Raw genomic sequence first — 18,755 nt, 5'->3', positions numbered from 1 at the left:
CAGAAGGGCGATGCACCGCAAGCTGCGGCCCTGATCGAGGGACTGCCTGCCGAGGTCATCATGGCCGATACGGCCTATGACGCCGATCACTTGCGCCAAGCCATCGCCGCCAAGGGAGCGCTGGCCGTCATCCCCAACAACCCGTCACGTGCGCTCAAATATCCGCTCGACAAGCATCTCTATGCCCAGCGTCATCTCGTGGAATGCTGCTTCTCAAAACTCAAGCAGTTCCGTCGCGTCGCAACCCGCTTCGAAAAGACCGCCCGAAATTACCACGCTGTTGTCACCCTCGCAGCCATCGTCTTATGGCTGAGATAAGTGTCCACACCACCTAGCGCCCTTGGCCGGGGTTTTGGCCTTGGCCAGGGTTCTGGCCCTGACGGTTCGGGTCCTGCTGCTGCTGGCCGGGCTTGCTGCCGCCGCCCTGCTGCTGCTGACCGGGCTTCTGGCCCGGATTTTGATTCTGTTGACCCGCGTTCTGGTTCTGATTGGCCATCGCAATCTCCCTGGGTTGAACCTGGTCCATTCGGATCAGGCACAGGCCAACGCGGGAACCAGGACGCCGTTTCGGCGGGAACCGTCACGTCACGGTGAGCAAATGCGGGATCGGGAACCGACGGCAAAACTACCTCTGTACAAGCCCTTGATGCCGCAGCTAGCGCTGTTGCCGCCCAAGGGGTTCCACTGTTAGAAAATGATACGACGCGTCGGACAAGGCTGCCGGGAGCCCTCGCCGCGTCGCTCTCTCACAAACGGCAGCGCATGGATTATTTCGCCCAACAACTCATCAACGGCCTCGTCCTCGGCTCGATCTATGGGCTGATCGCGATCGGCTACACCATGGTCTATGGCATCGTCGGCATGATCAATTTCGCCCATGGCGACATCTTCATGATCGGCGGCTTCATCGCGCTGATTTCCTTCCTGGTGCTGGTCTCGCTCGGCCTCACCGCGATCCCGCTGGTGCTGTTCGTCGTGCTCCTGGTGTCGATGGCGATCACCGCGCTCTATGGCTGGACGGTGGAGCGCATCGCCTACCGGCCCTTGCGGCATTCATTCCGCCTGGCGCCGATGCTGTCGGCCATCGGCATGTCCTTCGTGCTGACGAATTTCTCTCAGGTCGCGCAGGGTGCGCGCGTGAAACCGGTGCCGCCGATCATCACCGGCGGCTACACGCTGCATGAGGGCGCGAGCGGGTTCGTCGTGCAGCTCTCGAATATCCAGATCATCGTCGTGCTCGCCACCGTGGTGCTGCTCGTGCTGTTCACCTGGCTGGTGTCGAAGACGCGGCTCGGGCGCGACATGCGCGCCTGCGAGCAGGACCAGACCATGGCGGCGCTGCTCGGCGTCGACGTGGATCGCACGATCTCCATGACCTTCGTGATCGGTGCCGCGCTCGCCGCCGTCGCCGGCATGATGTATCTGCTCTATTACGGCCTGGTCGATTTCTTCATGGGCTTCGTCGCCGGCATCAAGGCCTTCACCGCCGCCGTCCTCGGCGGCATCGGCTCGCTGCCCGGCGCGATGCTGGGGGGATTGGCGATCGGGCTGATCGAGACGTTCTGGTCGGCCTATTTCTCGGTCGAATACAAGGACGTCGCCGCCTTCTCCATCCTGATCGTGGTCCTGATCTTCCTTCCGACCGGCCTGCTCGGCCGGCCTGAAGTCGAAAAAGTCTGACGGGCGGCCGCGTGACTGCGTCAACGCTCGAGAAGAAACCAGCGCCGCGCGCGAGCAGCGCCGCCTTCATCCTCAAGAAAGCCACGATCAGCGCCCTCGTCGCGCTGGTATTGTTCTCGCTGATGATCGGCGTCCGCACCGAGGCCGGCCCGCAGGGCGGGCTGATCTACTGGACGCGGTTCGGCGATCTCGCCGCCATCGTCGCCGCCGTGTTCGGCGGCAGCATCGTCATCGAACTGCTGCGGCAATGGTGGGGCCCCGCCGACAAGGTCCGCGTCGTTCCACCGGCGGTGCAACACGCGCTGTCGTTCACAGGACGCCTGATCGCGCCGACGCTGCTGATCTTCACCTTCCTGGTGCCGGTGATCTTCTACGACCAGCGCTACATCCTCGATCTTGCGATCCTCGTGCTCACTTATGTGATGCTGGGATGGGGACTGAACGTGGTCGTCGGCCTCGCCGGCCTGCTCGATCTCGGCTATGTCGCCTTCTACGCCGTCGGCGCCTATTCCTACGCACTGCTCGCCACCAATTTCGGACTGTCGTTCTGGGTCTGCCTGCCGCTCGCCGGCATCCTTGCGGCGTTCTGGGGCGTGCTGCTCGGCTTCCCCGTGCTCAGATTGCGCGGCGACTATCTCGCGATCGTGACGCTGGCCTTCGGCGAGATCATCCGCCTCGTCATCATCAACTGGCAGAGCCTGACCGGCGGGCCAAACGGCGTCTCCGGCATACCAAGGCCGACGCTGTTCGGCATTCCGCTCTCGCCGGGCGAAGACGGACTGGCCGCAAGGCTCGGCATCGAGTTCTCGCCGACGCACCGCATCGTCTTCCTGTTCTACCTGATCCTCGCGATGGCGCTGCTGACCAATTGGGTGACGATCCGCCTTCGCCGACTGCCAATCGGCCGCGCCTGGGAGGCGCTGCGCGAGGACGAGGTCGCCTGCCGCGCGCTCGGCATCAACACCACCACGACCAAGCTCACGGCCTTTGCCACCGGCGCGATGTTCGGCGGCTTTGCCGGCGCGTTCTTCGCGACACGCCAGGGCTTCATCAGCCCGGAATCCTTCACCTTCCAGGAATCGGCGCTGGTGCTCGCCATCGTCGTGCTCGGCGGCATGGGCTCGCAGCTCGGCGTGGCGCTGGCCGCGCTCGCCATGATCGGCGGCTTCGAGCTGTTCCGTGGCCTCGATCAATACCGCATGCTGGTGTTCGGGATGGCGATGGTGCTGCTCATGATCTGGCGGCCGCGCGGACTGATCGGCCATCGCTCGCCCACCGTCTATCTCGAACGCAACCAGGCGATCTCCTCCGACCTTGTCAAGGAGGGGCACGGATGAGCGGCGAGAGCATCCTCTCCGTCGACGGCCTGTCGATGCGGTTCGGCGGCATCGTCGCCGTCAATGATCTCTCCTTCGACGCCGGACGGCGCAAGATCACCGCGCTGATCGGTCCGAACGGCGCCGGCAAGACCACCGTTTTCAATTGCATCACCGGCTTCTACAGGCCGAGCGGCGGTTCGATCGCCCTCACCCATGACGACGGCAAGACGATCCAGCTCGAACGTCTCAACGATTTCCGCATCTCCAAACAGGCACGTGTGGCGCGCACCTTCCAGAACATCCGCCTGTTCCCCGGCATGACCGCGCTGGAGAATCTGATGGTGGCGCAGCACAACGTGCTGATGCGTGCCTCCGGCCTGACCTTCCTCGGCCTGATCGGCGCGCCGTCCTGGCGCAGCGCGGAAGCACGCGCGATTGAGCTGGCGCGCACCTGGCTCTCGCGCATCGGCCTTCTGGAGCGCGCCGACGATGCCGCCGGCAACCTGCCCTACGGCGACCAGCGGCGGCTCGAGATCGCGCGCGCGATGTGCACCGAGCCCGCGCTGCTCTGCCTCGACGAGCCGGCCGCCGGGCTGAATGCGCGCGAGAGTGCCGCGCTGAGCGAGCTATTGCTCTCGATCCGCTCGGAGCTCGGCACCTCGATCCTGCTGATCGAACACGACATGTCCGTCGTGATGGAAATTTCCGACCACGTCGTGGTGATGGATTACGGCGTCAAGATCGCCGAGGGAACCCCGGAGGCCGTGCGCGACGATCCCAAGGTGATCGCCGCCTACCTCGGCGCCGACGAGGAAGAAGCCATCGCCGTCATGGAGAGCGGCACATGACCTCTCCTCTCCTCGCGATCCGGGGCCTTCGTGCGGCCTATGGAAAGATCGAGGCGCTGAAGGGCGTCGATCTTGAGATCAATGCCGGCGAGATCGTCGCGCTGATCGGGGCCAATGGCGCCGGCAAGTCGACGCTGATGATGACGATCTTCGGCAAGCCGCGCGCCCGCGCCGGCGCGATCGAGTTCGACGGGGACGACATCACCGGCGTGCCGACGCACGAGATTGCGCGACTGCGGATCGCGCAGTCGCCCGAAGGACGCCGGATCTTTCCGCGCATGAGCGTTGCCGAAAACCTGCAGATGGGCGCCGATGTGACCGAGTGCAGCGATGCGGAACGCGCCGCGGTGCTGGAGCGCGTGTTCACGCTGTTCCCCCGGCTCAGGGAGCGCATCAACCAGCGTGGCGGCACGCTCTCCGGCGGCGAGCAGCAGATGCTGGCGATCGGCCGCGCGCTGATGAGCCGCCCGCGCCTCTTGATGCTGGACGAGCCATCGCTCGGCCTTGCACCGCTGATCGCGCGCCAGATCTTTGATGCGATCCGCACCCTCAACCGTCAGGACGGCCTGACCGTCCTGATCGTCGAGCAGAACGCCAACCACGCGCTGAAACTCGCCCATCGCGGCTATGTCATGGTCAACGGCTTGATCACGCTGGCTGGAACCGGCAGCGAGCTGCTGCAGCGGCCGGAGATCCGCGCTGCCTATCTGGAAGGCGGACGGCGGGGCTAAGCCTTTTGAACCTCATCCTGCGGCAAGATGCTGCGAAGGGACCGTGCATTTGCCTGAAAATTGCCGATGACTTGACGGCAAATTCAGTCGACAATGCCTTCGGTTTTGCGTCCGGCGGCGCGCCGGATGCCTCCCTTAAGCGATGACCACGGGGACTCCAGATGAAATCACTCAAGCTGATCGGCCTGGCATTGGGCGCATCGTTGGCATTGTCGGCGAGCGCGTTCGCGCAGGACATCACCATCGCAGTGGCTGGCCCGATGACGGGCTCCGAATCCGCTTTCGGCCGCCAGATGAAGAACGGCGCCGAACAGGCGGTCGCCGATCTCAACGCCGCGGGCGGCGTGCTCGGCAAGAAGCTCAAGCTCGAGGTCGGCGACGATGCCTGCGATCCCAAGCAGGCGCGCTCGGTTGCCGAGAAGCTTTCCGGAGCGCGGATCCCCTTCGTCGCCGGTCATTTCTGCTCGTCGTCGTCGATCCCGGCCTCAGAGGCCTATGCCGACGGCAACACGTTGCAGATCACGCCGGCTTCGACCAACCCGCTGTTCACCGAGCGCAAGCTCTGGAACGTCGCGCGCGTCTGCGGCCGTGACGACCAGCAGGGCCTGGTCGCCGCCGAATACATCATCAAGAATTTCAAGGGGAAGAGCGTCGCAATCCTGAACGACAAGACCACTTACGGCAAGGGCCTCGCGGACGAGACCAAGAAAGCGCTGAACAAGGCCGGCTTCCAGGAGAAGATGTTCGAGTCCTACAACAAGGGCGACAAGGATTTTAACTCCATCGTCTCTCGGTTGAAGCGAGACAATATCGATCTCGTCTATGTCGGTGGCTACCATCAGGAAGCCGGCCTGATCCTGCGCCAGATGCGCGACCAGGGCCTGCAGACGGTGCTGATGGCGGGCGATGCCATGAACGACAAGGAGTTCGCCTCGATCACCGGCCCCGCCGCCGAAGGCACCCTGTTCACCTTCGGTCCCGATCCGCGCAACAAACCGACCGCGAAAGCGATCGTCGAGAAGTTCAAAGCCAAGAACATCGATCCCGAAGGCTACACGCTCTACACTTACGCCGCGATGCAGGTGTGGTCGCAGGCGGTCGCCAAGGTCGGCTCGACGGATCCGAAGAAGGTGATGGACGCGATCAAGGCCGGCGAGTGGGACACCGTGCTCGGCAAGATGGCCTTCGACGCCAAGGGCGACATCAAGGCGATCGACTACGTCGTCTACAAGTGGGACGCCAAGGGCAACTACGCCGAAGTCAACCCGAAGGGGTCGTAAGGCGTATCCCCACCACCGCCGTCATTCGGGGGCCGAACGACGAACCCGGATCCATTGCGCCGCCCCGCTTGTCCTGAGTGGCGGCGCAACAGCGAACATACCGATACGTCTGGGTTGGGGCGAGCTCCGCCGCAGCCCAGCAACGATATCAGCGTGAGGAAGGGCCGAGCAGCACTACTGTACGAGCCGAGCGCGCAGTCGTGTAAATTCCGCGTCGCTGATCGACCCTGCCTGTTTCAACCGACCGAGCTTTTCGATTTCATCTGCGGCACTGAAACCAATTGCGCTCCTGAGTTCGTCGCGCGCCTGCCGAGCCTGTTGCATGTTCCGCTCGGCCATGCCTCTTCCCTGAAAGATCAAGTATGCAAGCATGAAAATGAATGGAAATATTATCCATCCGATCACCCATATTGCCTTGACCCAGCCGGAAATGTCGTGGCGTCGGAATAGATCAGAAGCGACGGTAATGAGCAGCCAGAACCACACGATGAAGAAGAATATGGTGAGGACGTCCAGCAGGAAATTTCGATAGGTGAAGCCCTCTTGAAAGAAGAACATTGCGATCCTCCTTTGCCTGCCGCTGGGCGCAAGAGTTCCAGCCCCCCGGTATTGTTCCTTAAAGCGTAATCCCGCTGCCCGCTTTTGATTTAGATCAACGCATGCCGAATCGTGGGTCACAGACCGACATCCCCCGGTTGTGGCAAAGCGCCGCGAGAATGCAGCCTCACATCCTCTCCCTAAACTCCACTGTCATGCCCGCGAAGGCGGGCATCCAGTAACCGGCGGGCGCTCAACTTAAGCATCGCCGCCTCTGGAATACTGGATCGTCCGCCGGAGCCTGTCATCAGGCGGCGCTTTGCGCCGACCCGTGGCGGACGATGACAACGGAGAGCTGTTTGATAATGGGGATCAGAACTCTCCACCCGTCATTGCGAGCTTCGCTCGCAATGACAATGAAGAGCACACGCGATCAAACTGCCGCGCGCGCCGCGACGGGAGCAACCGCCCGCCGCGCGTTCTCGATGGCGCGCATCAGATCGTTCGGACGAAACGGCTTCTGCAGGCAGGCCACGTTCGACAGGTCGGGCGCCTCGGCAACGAAATCCAGCGCCGTCATGCCCGACATCGCGACGATGGGAAAATCGGGCTGGCGGTCACGCATCATCGACATGAGGTCGAGGCCGCTCTTGCCCTGCAGGAAGATGTCGATGATCGCAAGATCGAACTTCGCCCCTTCCCCGGCCGCTTCGAACGCCTTGATCCCCTCCGCGGCGGACGCCGCCTCGACGATCTCGAAACGGTTGACGCGCAGCACAATTGCGATCATCGCGCGCACATCGGATTGGTCGTCGACGACGAGAACACGGGCCATGAAATCCCCCGGGGCCGGCTGCGGGAAGCCTATCGTGGAAAACGCCAGGCACTAGGTAATCCGGCGAATTATCTGTCCTGTCAGTAAAGAGGGGGTTACCCCAACTGGATACGAACGCCCGGTTCAATTCCGTGCCGGTAGCAGATAACCTTGGATCGATTTCGAGCGATTGGTTTTGTCGCACCAAGCGACGCAAAGCAGGTTTATCGGACTTTGATTTTTATCTTCCCCAGGCCAGTGGATGCCGCGTTCCGTCGCACCGATACGGACCGGGCGGCCACAGGTTCCACTTTGTGTGGACAGCCCGCGCGCGGGTTTGACGTGATCCCCTGTCTTGCGTTCGATACCGGTTCCAGGAGACTATGAGTGTTCAAAGGTAACGACCGCAGCTTCTTCCTTTCGACCTTGCCGGCCTCCCGCGGCGACCGCAACGCGGCGCTGGCGGTGGTCGTCGTCTCGGCCGTGCTGTTCGCGATCGCGGTACCATTTGCGGGAATGCCGCTGACCCCGGTACCGGCCTTCGTGGCGAGCTACCAGTCCGCACTGGCGATCACCGATCTCATCACCGCGGTGCTGTTGTTCTCACAGTTTGCCATCCTGCGCTGGCGGGCGATGCTGCTGCTTGCGAGCGGCTATCTCTTCACCGCCGCGGCCGCAGTCACGCACGCGCTCACCTTTCCGGGCCTGTTCGCGCCGACGGGCCTGTTCGGAGCCGGCTCGCAGACCACGGTCTGGCTCTACATGGTCTGGCACGGCTTCTTCCCGCTGATGGTCCTCGGTTATGCGCTTTCGAAAGGAGACGACGGCGCCAGGATCCGCGGCTCGACGATGTCGGCAATCGTCGGCAGCGTCGCGGCGGTCATCGTCGCGATGGTGGTGTTCGCCTGGATCTTCACCGACCAGCACGACCGCCTCCCCGTCCTTTTGAGCGGCGGACGCTACACGCCGGTCATGATCGGCGTGGTCTCGATGGTGCTGTTCTTCTGTGTCGCTGCGCTTGGCGCGCTGTGGTTCCGGAAACCGCATTCCGTCATCGACGTCTGGCTCATGGTCGTGCTGTGCGCCTGGCTGTTCGACATCGCGCTGTCGGCGATGCTCAACGTGGCGAGATTCGATCTCGGTTTCTATGCCGGCCGCATCTACGGACTGTTCGCCGCCAGTTTCGTGCTCGCGGTGCTGTTGATCGACAACGTCGCGCTGCAGGCGGCGATGTCGCGGCTCTTGCGCATGGTCCGCCGCCAGGCCGCCACCGAACGCGATTACCACGCCGAGCGCGAGCGGCTGTTCAGCGCGGTCGTCGAATCCTCCAACGACGCCATCATCACCAAGTCGCTCGACGGCACCATCACCGCCTGGAATCCGGCGGCGGAACGCCTGTTCGGCTATCCGGCGGCCGCGGCGGTCGGCCAGCGCATCGACATCATCGTGCCGCCCGACCGACGCGGCGAAAGCGACGACATCCTCAAGCGGATCCGTGGCGGCGAAAAGCTTGAGCAACATGAGACGCAGCGGCTGCACAGGAACGGCAGGTCGATCGACGTCTCGCTCAGCGTCTCACCGCTATTGTCGGCGACGGGCGAGATCATCGGCGCCTCGAAGATCGCGCAGGATATCACCGAAAGCAGGCGGACGCAGAAGGCACTCAACCAGGAACTCGAAGAGCGGCAGCGCATCTTCGAGACGTCGCAGGATTTCCTGTCGGTGACCGACAAGCAGGGCAATTTCGTCCAGGTCAGTCCGAGCGTCAGGACCATTGCGGGCTACGATCCTGCCGAGATGGTCGGACGGTCCGCGGTCGACTTCGTTCATCCGGATGATCTCGAAAATACCCGCAGCGAAATGCGCGCCGCGCGGCGCGGCCAGAGCAAGCGCAATTTCGAGACGCGCCTGATCCGCAAGGACGGCGAAGTGGTGTCGCTCAACTGGTCCGCAACCTATTCGGACCCGGTCAAGCGCTACTTCTTCATCGGCCGCGACCTCACCGAGAAGCAGGCCGCCGAAGCGCAGATCCGGCAGGTGCAGAAGATGGACGCAGTCGGCCAACTCACCGGTGGCATCGCCCACGACTTCAACAACATCCTGACCGTCATCACCGGCACCATCGGCATCCTCGAAGAAGCGGTCGCCGACCGGCACGACCTCGTCGCCATCGCCCGGCTGATCGACGAAGCCGCCGAGCGCGGCGCCAACCTGACCAAGCATCTGCTCGCCTTCGCCCGCAAGCAGCCGCTGCAGCCGGTCGATGTCTATATCAACGCACTGATCCTGGAGGCGGCGAAGCTGCTGCGCCCGACGCTCGGCGAGCATATCGAGATCACGCCAATGCTCGCGGAGGACGTCTGGACGGCGATGGTCGATCCGAACCAGCTGACCACGGCGATCCTCAATCTCGCGCTGAATGCGCGGGATGCCATGCCCCGCGGCGGCAAGCTGGCACTCGAAAGCCGCAACGTCTATCTCGACGAGGGCTATGCCAGCATGCACAGCGAGGTCGCGGTCGGCTATTACGTCATGGTCGCGGTCAGCGACAGCGGCGCCGGCATTCCCGCCCATCTGCTGGAAAAAGTGTTCGATCCATTCTTCACCACCAAGGAAGTCGGCAAAGGCACCGGGCTTGGGCTTTCCATGGTGTTCGGCTTCGTCAAGCAGTCGGGTGGACATATCAAGATCTACAGCGAGGAACGCCACGGCACCTCCGTGAAGATGTATCTGCCGCGCGCGACCGGCCTCGCCCAGACCGTCGCGGAAGCGCAACACACCGCCAATGTCCAGGGCGGAAACGAAGTCATTCTGATCGTCGAGGACGATGCGCTGGTGCGCAAATATGTCGTGACCCAGATCACAAGCCTCGGCTACTCGACACTCGAGGCGGCCAATGCCGCCGAGGCGCTCAACATCATCGATACCGGGACGCCTATCGACCTCCTGTTCACCGACGTCATCATGCCCGGCGCCATGAACGGGCGCCAACTCGTCGACGAAGCGCAGCAGCGGCGGCCCGGACTCAAGACGCTGTACACGTCGGGCTATACCGAGAACGCGATCGTCCACCACGGACGGCTCGATTCCGGCGTGCTGCTGCTGGCGAAACCCTATCGCAAGTCGGAGCTTGCAAAGATGATCCGGCTCGCGCTTGGCAGTTGATGCATCATGCTTACCGACCAATAGGACGAGAAGAGGACGCGCGCTTTGAAAAATCTCCTCACCGACATCGCAGGCGTCCGCGTCGGCCACGCCGACGACGCCTCGATCGCCTCCGGCGCCACCGCGATCATCTTCGACAAGCCTGCCGTGGCGTCGATCGACGTGCGCGGCGGCGGCCCGGGCACGCGCGACGACGCGCTGCTGCAGCCGCACAATACTGTCGATGCGGTGGACGCGATCGCACTGTCCGGAGGCTCGGCGCTCGGCCTCGATGCTGCCGGCGGTGTGCAGGCCTGGCTTGCCGAGCAAGGCCGGGGCTTGCGCATCCGCGAGGCCGTGATCCCGATCGTGCCCGGTGCGATCTGCTTCGATCTCTTGAACGGCGGCAACAAGGCGTGGGGACGGTTCCCGCCCTATCGCGATCTCGCCTATACCGCGGCGGCTGCAGCCGGCGGCGATTTCCGACTCGGCAGCGTCGGCGCCGGCATGGGCGCGACCACGTCCAACCTGAAGGGCGGACTAGGGTCGGCGTCGGCGCGAACCGATGCCGGCGTCACGGTTGCCGCACTTGCCGTCGTCAATGCAGTCCGCGCCGTCACGGTCGGCGACGGCCCCTGGTTCTGGGCCGCCCCCTACGAGGTCGACGGGGAATTCGGCGGACGCGGTCTGCCGGCCTCGTTCACGCCTGATATGCTGAAGGCGCGGCTGAAGGGCGGGCCGGCGGCGACATCCGGCGAGAACACCACGCTGGTCGTGGTCGTGACCGACGCCGTGCTGACGAAGTCACAGGCCAAGCGGCTGGCGATGATCGCGCAGACCGGCATGGCGCGGGCGATCTATCCGGTGCACGCGCCGCTCGACGGCGATGTGGTGTTTGCGGCGGCGACCGGCGAGAAGCCGATCGATCCCATGTTCGGCCTCACCGAACTCGGAATGCACGCCGCCAACACCGTGGCCCGCGCGATCGCGCGCGGCGTCTACGCGGCGACCGCCTTGCCCTTCCCCGGCGCACTACCGAGCTGGCAGGACCGGTTCGGCTAATCCTATGCGCTGAGCGAGAGCGAGGCGTTGACCTGCGCCGAGGTCGCGTTCGCCTGCCGCTGCACGAGCTGGTCGATGAAATTGTACGACGAGGTCGCGGCCCCCGCAGCGGAAGGGCTGGCAGCCGAGGTCGCTGTCACCTTCGACCCATCGGCATAGGTCGTCGTGGTCGTGACCGATCCGTCGCTGTTGGTCACCGATGTGGAGGCTCCGTCATCCAGCGCCTGCATCAACGCATCGGCACTACCGCCACCGCCACCGCCCCCATGGTGATGAACCTGGGAGCGATGACCGGAGCCACCTTTCAGGGCCGAGGACATCTCGTTGAGAGTGACGTTGCCGTCGCCGTCCTTGTCCAGCTTGGAGAAGACGTCATCGGCCTGCGCCAGATTGGTCCCGCCAGCGCCGAGCGCATCCTCGAATTCGGATTTCGTGATCTTGCCGTCGCCATCGCCATCGATCTGTCCGAACAAATCCTTCAGCGCGTCCGACGGGCTCATGGTCGAAGCAGCCGCGCCGGTCGAAGCCTGGCTCTGCGCATCGAGCAGCGCGCTCATCGTCTCCGGGGCGATCGGCGCTGCGCCGCTGCCGGCCGATCCGGAGTTCGGAGTCACGCTTGTCGGCGCCGTTGCGCCGCCGGAAATATCGAAGACGCTGGCTGCGTCCTGGGTCAGGCCGGCCGGCTTTGCCTGCGACGTCTTCGACGACGTCAGCGACTTCAGGAGATCGATGGCCGACGACGCAGCGCCAAGGGCAAACAGCATGAGAGGGAACTCCGACAATGCCGCGTCAGCGGCGGCCCAACACCCGCACGGGTAGCGAGCAAGCGCCATGCCATGGCGAAAAGCCCTTTAAAATCGGCATTTCGCGCACACAGACGGGTTCGCAGAAGTCGGCAATTGCTGCCGCTACGGCAGTTTTTTCCTGCCCGCGACTTCGCTCCTGTGCATTGCCCGGCACCGGCATGCATGTTAGGCGGAACCATCCCGCTCGCTACAGAGATGCCTTGGGAGAGCGTCCATGTCCCAGTCCTTCACGCCACGCCCGCTGGTGATCGCGCCGTCGATCCTGGCCTCGGATTTCTCGAAACTCGGCGAAGAAGTCCGCGCCGTCGACGAGGCCGGCGCCGACTGGATCCATCTTGACGTCATGGACGGGCATTTCGTGCCGAACATTTCCTATGGCCCCGATGTCATCAAGGCGATGCGCCCGCACACCAGGAAGATCTTCGACGCTCATTTGATGATCTCGCCCTGCGATCCCTATCTCGAGGCGTTCGCCAAGGCCGGCTGCGATCACATCACCGTGCATGCGGAGGCCGGCCCGCATTTGCATCGTTCGCTGCAGGCCATCCGCGCGCTCGGCAAGAAGGCGGGCGTCTCGCTCAATCCGGCAACGCCCGTGAGCGCGATCGAGTATGTGCTCGACCTGATCGATATTGTGCTGGTGATGTCGGTCAATCCGGGCTTTGGCGGTCAGGCCTTCATCCGTTCGGCGCTCGGCAAGGTCAGCGACGTCAGGGCGATGACCGCCGGCCGGCCGATCGACATCGAGGTCGATGGCGGCGTCGCGCCCGATGTATCAGGGGAACTGGCAGCGGCCGGCGCCAATGCGTTTGTCGCCGGCTCCGCCGTGTTCAAGGGCGGCACGATGGAGGCCTACAAGGCCAACATCTCCGCGATCCGCAACGCGGCGGCGCTGGCACGCGGCGAAGCGATCTAGAGCTTCCGTTCTGATTGAATCAGAACCGAAGCTCTAGACTCTTGTTTTGACGCGTTTTCTTCACGCGAACCGGTATCCACTTCGCTCGAAAACGCTCTAGCTTTCCCGTGGCGGGCGCACCACCGTGACCGTGCATGGCGCCTCCGCCGCCACCTTCGCCGAGACGCTGCCGAGCAGCGTCCGCAGCATGGAATCCTGCCGCGCGCCGATCACGATGTGATCGACCTCATTGGCCTCCGCGAATTCCAGGATTGCCGCCGCGGGATCGATCGCCTCCAGCACATGCACCGACAGCCGGTTCTCGTCGAGTTTCAGCGAGGACGCCCAGTGCCGCAGCGCGACCAGGCGGTCGACATGCTTGTTGTTGCCCTTCTCATCCAGCGTCCGGTCGATGGTGACGAGGCCGAGCTTGAGCACGTTGACACATGCGAGGCGGGCCTGCGGCAGGGTGGCGAGGATCCGCTGCGCGGTGACGCGCAAGGCCTCGTTCAGCGGGCCCGATATCTCCGTCGTGTCGATCGCGACCACCAGGATCGGGCTCGACGCCAGTTGCACGGCAACGTCGGACTTCGGCTGCGGCTGCCACGCCCCGCGATTGAAGCGGCGACGTATCACCGTCGTGAACGGATCACGCTCGCGCCGTTCCGCGCGCGCCGTCAGCTTGACCTGGTCGGAGTTGCCGAGATCGAAGGCGAGCTGAGACGCGGTCGGATAGCGCCAGGCGGGCTCGATCTCCAGGCATCGCAGCACGATCTCCTGCAGCCAGGGCGGATAGTCGCCCCTGAGCTGGCGCGGCGGATAGGGATCGCGCCACAGCCGCCGCCGCATGCCGCGCAGCGTTTCGCTCTCGCCGAACGGCCGCACCCCGGTGGTGAAGAAATACAGGAGCACGCCGAACGAAAACAGATCGCTGCGCGGATCGTCGCGCACCCCGAGCAGGCGCTCCGGCGCCATATAGGGCGCGGTGCCGTAAGGCAGGCGAAATTCTTCCTGCAGCAGATCGGGCAGGCGTTCGTGATGTGACAGGCCAAAATCGATCAGCACCGCCTCGCCGCTCTCGCGGAACATGATGCTGCTCGGCTTGATGTCGTGATGGATGACGTTTTGCCGATGCAGCGCCGACAGCGCTGAGGCGATCTTGATCCCGAGCGCCCTCGCCTCCTCGTAAGCGATCGACAGATCGTCGATCCGCTTGTAGAGCGTCTGGCCCGGAATGCGCTCGATCACGACATAGGCCTGGCGCGCGAAATCGCCGGTGCCGAAGCAGGCCGGCACATGCGGCCCCGACAATCGCGGCAGGATCATCTGCTCCATCTCGAAGCTGACGATGGCGGCGGGATCCTCGCCTTCCGAAACCCGCGGCACTTTCATCAGCAGCGGCACGTCGATGCCGGGATGGGTGACGCTCCACAGCGTCGCCATGCCGCCGCGATGCACGCACTCGCCGATCGTAAAATCATCGATCACCGTGCCCGGCTGCATGGAGATCTTTGCCATAGCGCTATCGGCCAACGGACAGGCGATCGGCAAGCCAGCCCGGCAGCCCATTCTCGCGGATCCGGGCTGCCGCCGCGTCGATATCGTAGGGGGCGCGACAATAGGTGACCTCCCGCCTTTCGGTATCGAACATGGAGAAAGCGGCTGCGGGAATGCCGTCGCGGGGCTGGCCGACAGAGCCGAGCACCGCAAGCCAGCGCCGCCCGGCCAAGAGTTGCACGGCGACGCCCGTCGTCGGCACAAAGCTCGTCATTTTCGCGGTCGCCGACATCGAATAGAGCGCGGGACGGTGGATGTGGCCGCAAAAGGTGATTGGAGTGTCCGCAGCCATCATGCTGCGCGCGGCGTCCGAAGCGTCGCGCACGTAACGCCACCTGGTCGGGTTCGACGCTTCGGAATGGACGTAAAGGCGGTCGTCCTCCTGCTGCATCAGGGGCAGGTCGGCGAGGAAGCGCCGCTGCGCCGCACTGAGCTTGCCGCGGGTCCACTCGATCACGGCCTGGGCTTCGGCGTTCATCGCGTCATTGTCGATGCCGATGGCGGTGTCATGATTGCCGCGCACGGCGATCGCACCGTCCTCGACCAGCGCCATGACGGTATCAACGGTCCATTCGGGGTCGGCACCATAGCCGATGAAATCGCCGAGAAGGACGAACTTCTCCGCGCCTTGCGCACGCGCAGCCTCAAGGCAGGCGCCAAACGCCTGCCGATTGCCGTGGATATCCGCAAACAGCGCGAGCCGCACGTCATCCTCCCCAGCCAATCCTGGCGGGCCCAGCCACATCGGTCTTGATGGATATCAAACACGGGCCGTCAATGCCCGCAAATGGACCGGGAGAATCGATCGCGAACTACGGGCTAGTGCTTAGGGCAGGCTTCGAGGCCGCGGAACAGCAGCGCCAGTAACGCGTCGGTGCGCTCCTGCAGGTCCGGCTCGCCCCATTCGTCGGCATGAGCCGGGTGATGAAGGCTTCTGGTGGCCTCGAAAATCGCGCGGGCCGTCACCTTGGGATCATCGACCTCGAACACGCCCTCCTTGACGCCGTCGGACAGGATCTGCGCGATCTGATCGCTCAAGCATTCCTTGTGGCCCTTGACCACAACACAAGCCTCGCGCGCCAGCGTCAGATAGGTGCGGAACATCTCGGGATCGTCGGCAAACCTGGCCTGCTTGGTTGCGAACAGCGTGCGCAGCCACCGATCGAGCCGGGCCTGCGCAGGGCCGCTGCCCGCTGCGATCTCCTGCAGCGGGGCCTTGGCCCTGTCGAGCCAGCGTTTGGCCACAGCCTCGCGCAGCGAGGCCTTGCTCGGGAAGTGTCGGTAGACACTGCCGTGGCTCACATCGAGCGCACGGGCAACGTCCACCACGGTCGCCTTGGCGAGCCCGTAGCGACGCAGGACGTCCTCAGTGACCTCCAGGATTCGTTCAGGGGTCAAGACGACTGCTTCGTTCATGGCTCCACCCTATCCCCAGTTGTTAGGTATTTCCATACTGGCGGTCAGGCACATTGTAAAACGGCCCGGCCGGTTGCTAAGGCAATCCTAATTCCAGCTTAGCGGGTCAGTTTCGCCGCCTGGGCGGCCAGGTGGCGAGCCACCTGCTGATTGAGCCAGCGCTGGATCTGTTCAGTCAAATGTAAAATCTCGATCGTCATCATCGTAGTCTCCGGCAAGTCCGCGGCCGGCGCTTGGCATGAAACCGGTACTCGTACCCTTCCGGATCATGCCTTTCGCGGCGGCTGGCCACGGGGCGCCCCATCCGGCGTCCGAAAATGCATATAGCACGTCTCACTAACAGATTTCAATATCTGTTACTCAATAATCCGTGACTGAAGTTTGTCATCGGGGAAGCCCAACCGCGGCCGCTTCCGTCAGACAGTTCCCGCATAGGTATCCAGAGACCTATTGCTCGTCCTTCGGCGGCATTCGTGGCGGCAGCAGCGGGGTAAATGACACCTCATCACCGGGTCGCGGAGCCGCCATCAGCGCCCCACCGGTCGAAGGATCGCCGCCCGACGTCTCGATCACCGCATTGGGGGTGATGTATTCCCTGGCTGCCGCGATCAGGCCGCCTTCGCCGGTGCCGAAATCGGCGGCGCGTCCGCCCTGGGGACGGCCTGCCGCAATCTCGGTGATGGCCTTGTCGGTCTTCTGCGCCAGCGGGTCGCTGTAGGGGATGCGGTAGGCTCGGGGGATGCCGCTCGGCCGGTTGTCGTCGTCGAGGGCCTCGACCCAAAGGTAGATCGAGCCCGGGTCGCCCTCGAGCGAGTGCGGCTCCACGATGCGCGCCTGCAGCAGCTTGAACGAGGCTGGTAGCCGGTCGACGCTGGCCCAGCCCAAGAGGCCGCGTACGCCCATGAAGCTCGCAATGTAGAACGCGCTGGTCACGACCACGGCGACCGCCTTGGCCGACCAGGGCAAGCGCGCATAGACCAGGATGATGAGCAATAGCGCGCCGATCAGCGCGTAGCCGACCGAGAGCGTGAGGATGACCGACTGGAGATTGTTCACGGGCGAGACATCCTGACGCCTGTCTTCGGATCGAGATCCGCGCCGTTTGCGCGCACGTTGCGGAACGTCTCCATCAGTGATTTGTGCCGCTGCTGGACGTCGACCACCTTGCCTTCTCCATCGACCCAGAAGCGCAGCGCGGTTTTCTCATCGCCGGTGTGATCGAGCGTCAGCTTGTTGTCGAAGATCACCTGGGCGGTCGGATTGAGTTTCTGCACTTTCACGCTGACCGGAACCGGCTGTCCCGTCGTCGCCTGGAAATGCGAGACGTTGACGGTGTATTCGCCGGGGACGATGCCGCGCACCGTGACGATCTCCTCGCGGATTGGCGACGGAATCTTCTTGCCGTTGACGACAATGAAATCGTTGGCACCGCCGCGATCATCGCGGTCGAGCGTGAGGAAGCCGGCTTCGCGGCGGCGATACCAGGCGATATTGCCCGCGGGATCCTGCACGAACAGATCGAAATCATCAGGATGATTGTCCGGCCAGTCCATCGTGATGATGAATTCGGCCTTGGAGTCGATCTTGCCCTCCTTCGACTCCGGCGAAACCGCAAGCAACGCGAGAAAGAACAGGAACGCGACGACCTGGAGCGCCTTGAATAGCATCACGCCGAGCGGATCGAAATGTTCCTCCCGCGGATAGAGGCCGAACTCATCCATCATGATGGTGTTCCAAGGCCGGGGTGACGTGGGTCTCGGTCAACATGACGGCATCGGAAAACACCCGCTGGGTGGCGGCATCGAGCATGTAGTATTGAATCCTGACGAGGATCGAGCCGATCAGGCCGGCCAGCGTCGTGTACATGGCCACTGCCATGCCGTCGCTCATCAGCCCCATCGACGATCTCATGGCAACCTTGTCGGCGGCGTCGAGGGTCGCGATCGGCGCCAGCATGATGATGAAGCCGATGATGGTTCCGAGCAGCCCGAGCTTCATCAGCGTATCGGAAACGAATCCGCCGAAGGCGTTTGAGCCGCGCAACCGGTCCGCCAGCGACCTGAGCAGCAACGTCTGATCGATGCGGCCGCTGGCCTGCGCCGCAGCCTTCTTCACCAGGTTGCGGATGTGATCGCTGACCAGCCCTCCAGGGAGAGCGCGCGCATTCTCGTCGAGCCTCCTCGCGGCGCCGGGAGCAGACAGGATCGCGCGGCAGCGTCGGGCCGCTTCGCCTTCCCGCGCGATCGCTCGCGTGCGCCAGAAGCAATGGCAGCAGGTGACGACGTAGAGAACGGCGATCAGGGTCGAAATGTAGGTGCGGTCCGAGGTGACCATCAGATGGAGCAACCCGTATCGCCACAGCAGCACGGCGGCGAAGATCGAAAGCCCCGTGAAGATCATCCATAACAACAGGACGCTTCGCTCCGAAGCGTCCTTGCCGGGCAAGGTGGTCTCGGCGCCAACCGTGGCACTCATGCAGCTTTGCTCCCTGGGGCGGCCAAGAGACTACCCGCAAACCGTCCCGGCTTTTGTTAATCCGAGGCGGAGGGCTGCGTCCAAAGACATATACCTGCGGTTTGTTGGGAAAATTTCCCGAGCTTCGCCGCACCTGCCATCTTGCAATTGGTCCCGAATAGCGGTGCTGTTAAGTTCATCTCGAAGCCGCG

General features: G+C 63.8%; 19 protein-coding genes. 10 read left to right on the top strand and 9 right to left on the bottom strand.

What is annotated here, in order from left to right; genetic code table 11:
* The 7 genes from K288_RS0134565 to K288_RS0134535 form a co-directional block, all read left to right on the top strand.
* A partial coding sequence (locus K288_RS0134565) for an IS5/IS1182 family transposase (RefSeq protein WP_027583657.1) occupies window positions 1-318 on the top strand: 318 nt, incomplete at its 5' end.
* 40 nt (window positions 319-358) lie between these two features.
* Complete coding sequence (locus tag K288_RS54300; RefSeq protein ID WP_201449767.1) at window positions 359-691, top strand: hypothetical protein; 333 nt, start codon at window positions 359-361, stop codon at window positions 689-691.
* A 71-nt stretch (window positions 692-762) separates the two neighbouring features.
* On the top strand, window positions 763-1,680 hold the full coding sequence (locus K288_RS0134555; RefSeq protein WP_027583656.1) for a branched-chain amino acid ABC transporter permease: 918 nt from the start codon (window positions 763-765) through the stop codon (window positions 1,678-1,680).
* Between the two features lie 11 nt (window positions 1,681-1,691).
* The gene (gene livM / locus K288_RS0134550) at window positions 1,692-3,017 is read left to right on the top strand and encodes a high-affinity branched-chain amino acid ABC transporter permease LivM (RefSeq protein ID WP_027583655.1); all 1,326 of its coding nucleotides are present in this window, start codon (window positions 1,692-1,694) and stop codon (window positions 3,015-3,017) included.
* Window positions 3,014-3,847: an ATP-binding cassette domain-containing protein gene (locus tag K288_RS0134545; protein ID WP_027583654.1), complete on the top strand. Its 834-nt coding sequence runs from the start codon at window positions 3,014-3,016 to the stop codon at window positions 3,845-3,847. The genes livM and K288_RS0134545 overlap by 4 nt, the downstream gene beginning before the upstream one ends.
* A complete protein-coding gene (locus tag K288_RS0134540; RefSeq protein WP_027583653.1) occupies window positions 3,844-4,578 on the top strand; it encodes an ABC transporter ATP-binding protein in 735 nt (244 codons plus the stop codon). Before K288_RS0134545 ends, K288_RS0134540 begins: the two co-directional genes overlap by 4 nt.
* Window positions 4,579-4,739: 161 nt before the next feature.
* Window positions 4,740-5,858 carry a branched-chain amino acid ABC transporter substrate-binding protein gene (locus K288_RS0134535; protein WP_027583652.1) on the top strand — a complete coding sequence of 373 codons (1,119 nt, stop codon included), beginning with the start codon at window positions 4,740-4,742 and terminating at the stop codon, window positions 5,856-5,858.
* A 174-nt stretch (window positions 5,859-6,032) separates the two neighbouring features.
* Here the strand turns inward: K288_RS0134535 and K288_RS0134530 are convergent, their stop codons facing one another.
* Together K288_RS0134530 and K288_RS0134515 are read right to left on the bottom strand one after the other, a co-directional pair.
* Window positions 6,033-6,416, bottom strand: a complete 384-nt coding sequence (locus K288_RS0134530; RefSeq protein ID WP_027583651.1) for an SHOCT domain-containing protein — start codon at window positions 6,414-6,416, stop codon at window positions 6,033-6,035.
* 412 nt (window positions 6,417-6,828) lie between these two features.
* Window positions 6,829-7,230, bottom strand: coding sequence for a response regulator (locus K288_RS0134515; protein WP_027583650.1), 402 nt, complete (start codon window positions 7,228-7,230; stop codon window positions 6,829-6,831).
* A 495-nt stretch (window positions 7,231-7,725) separates the two neighbouring features.
* Here K288_RS0134515 and K288_RS0134510 point away from each other — a divergent pair, with 495 nt between their 5' ends.
* Together K288_RS0134510 and K288_RS0134505 are read left to right on the top strand one after the other, a co-directional pair.
* The gene (locus tag K288_RS0134510; protein WP_244443366.1) at window positions 7,726-10,374 is read left to right on the top strand and encodes a PAS domain S-box protein; all 2,649 of its coding nucleotides are present in this window, start codon (window positions 7,726-7,728) and stop codon (window positions 10,372-10,374) included.
* Between the two features lie 45 nt (window positions 10,375-10,419).
* Window positions 10,420-11,415, top strand: a complete 996-nt coding sequence (locus tag K288_RS0134505) for a P1 family peptidase (protein ID WP_027583648.1) — start codon at window positions 10,420-10,422, stop codon at window positions 11,413-11,415.
* 2 nt (window positions 11,416-11,417) lie between these two features.
* Here the strand turns inward: K288_RS0134505 and K288_RS0134500 are convergent, their stop codons facing one another.
* Window positions 11,418-12,179, bottom strand: a complete 762-nt coding sequence (locus K288_RS0134500; RefSeq protein ID WP_027583647.1) for an EF-hand domain-containing protein — start codon at window positions 12,177-12,179, stop codon at window positions 11,418-11,420.
* A gap of 256 nt (window positions 12,180-12,435) precedes the next feature.
* Between K288_RS0134500 and rpe the strand changes: the two genes are divergently transcribed.
* Window positions 12,436-13,137: a ribulose-phosphate 3-epimerase gene (gene rpe / locus K288_RS0134495; RefSeq protein ID WP_027583646.1), complete on the top strand. Its 702-nt coding sequence runs from the start codon at window positions 12,436-12,438 to the stop codon at window positions 13,135-13,137.
* 96 nt (window positions 13,138-13,233) lie between these two features.
* Here rpe and K288_RS0134490 read toward each other — a convergent pair whose 3' ends face one another.
* The 6 genes from K288_RS0134490 to K288_RS0134460 form a co-directional block, all read right to left on the bottom strand.
* Entirely contained in the window at window positions 13,234-14,634 is a 1,401-nt protein-coding gene (locus K288_RS0134490) for a bifunctional serine/threonine-protein kinase/universal stress protein (RefSeq protein ID WP_027583645.1), read from the bottom strand.
* Window positions 14,635-14,638: 4 nt separating this feature from the next.
* A complete protein-coding gene (locus tag K288_RS0134485) occupies window positions 14,639-15,379 on the bottom strand; it encodes a metallophosphoesterase family protein (RefSeq protein ID WP_027583644.1) in 741 nt (246 codons plus the stop codon).
* A 113-nt stretch (window positions 15,380-15,492) separates the two neighbouring features.
* Window positions 15,493-16,089: a TetR family transcriptional regulator gene (locus tag K288_RS0134480; protein ID WP_027583643.1), complete on the bottom strand. Its 597-nt coding sequence runs from the start codon at window positions 16,087-16,089 to the stop codon at window positions 15,493-15,495.
* A 447-nt stretch (window positions 16,090-16,536) separates the two neighbouring features.
* On the bottom strand, window positions 16,537-17,145 hold the full coding sequence (locus K288_RS0134470) for a hypothetical protein (RefSeq protein WP_027583642.1): 609 nt from the start codon (window positions 17,143-17,145) through the stop codon (window positions 16,537-16,539).
* Window positions 17,142-17,813 carry a hypothetical protein gene (locus K288_RS0134465; protein ID WP_027583641.1) on the bottom strand — a complete coding sequence of 224 codons (672 nt, stop codon included), beginning with the start codon at window positions 17,811-17,813 and terminating at the stop codon, window positions 17,142-17,144. Before K288_RS0134465 ends, K288_RS0134470 begins: the two co-directional genes overlap by 4 nt.
* On the bottom strand, window positions 17,803-18,564 hold the full coding sequence (locus tag K288_RS0134460; protein ID WP_027583640.1) for a MotA/TolQ/ExbB proton channel family protein: 762 nt from the start codon (window positions 18,562-18,564) through the stop codon (window positions 17,803-17,805). Before K288_RS0134460 ends, K288_RS0134465 begins: the two co-directional genes overlap by 11 nt.
* Window positions 18,565-18,755: the final 191 nt, after the last annotated feature.

The sequence above is a fragment of the Bradyrhizobium sp. Ai1a-2 genome (genome assembly GCF_000426245.1).
Lineage (GTDB): Bacteria > Pseudomonadota > Alphaproteobacteria > Rhizobiales > Xanthobacteraceae > Bradyrhizobium.
This window is presented reverse-complemented; position numbering and strand designations above follow the sequence as displayed.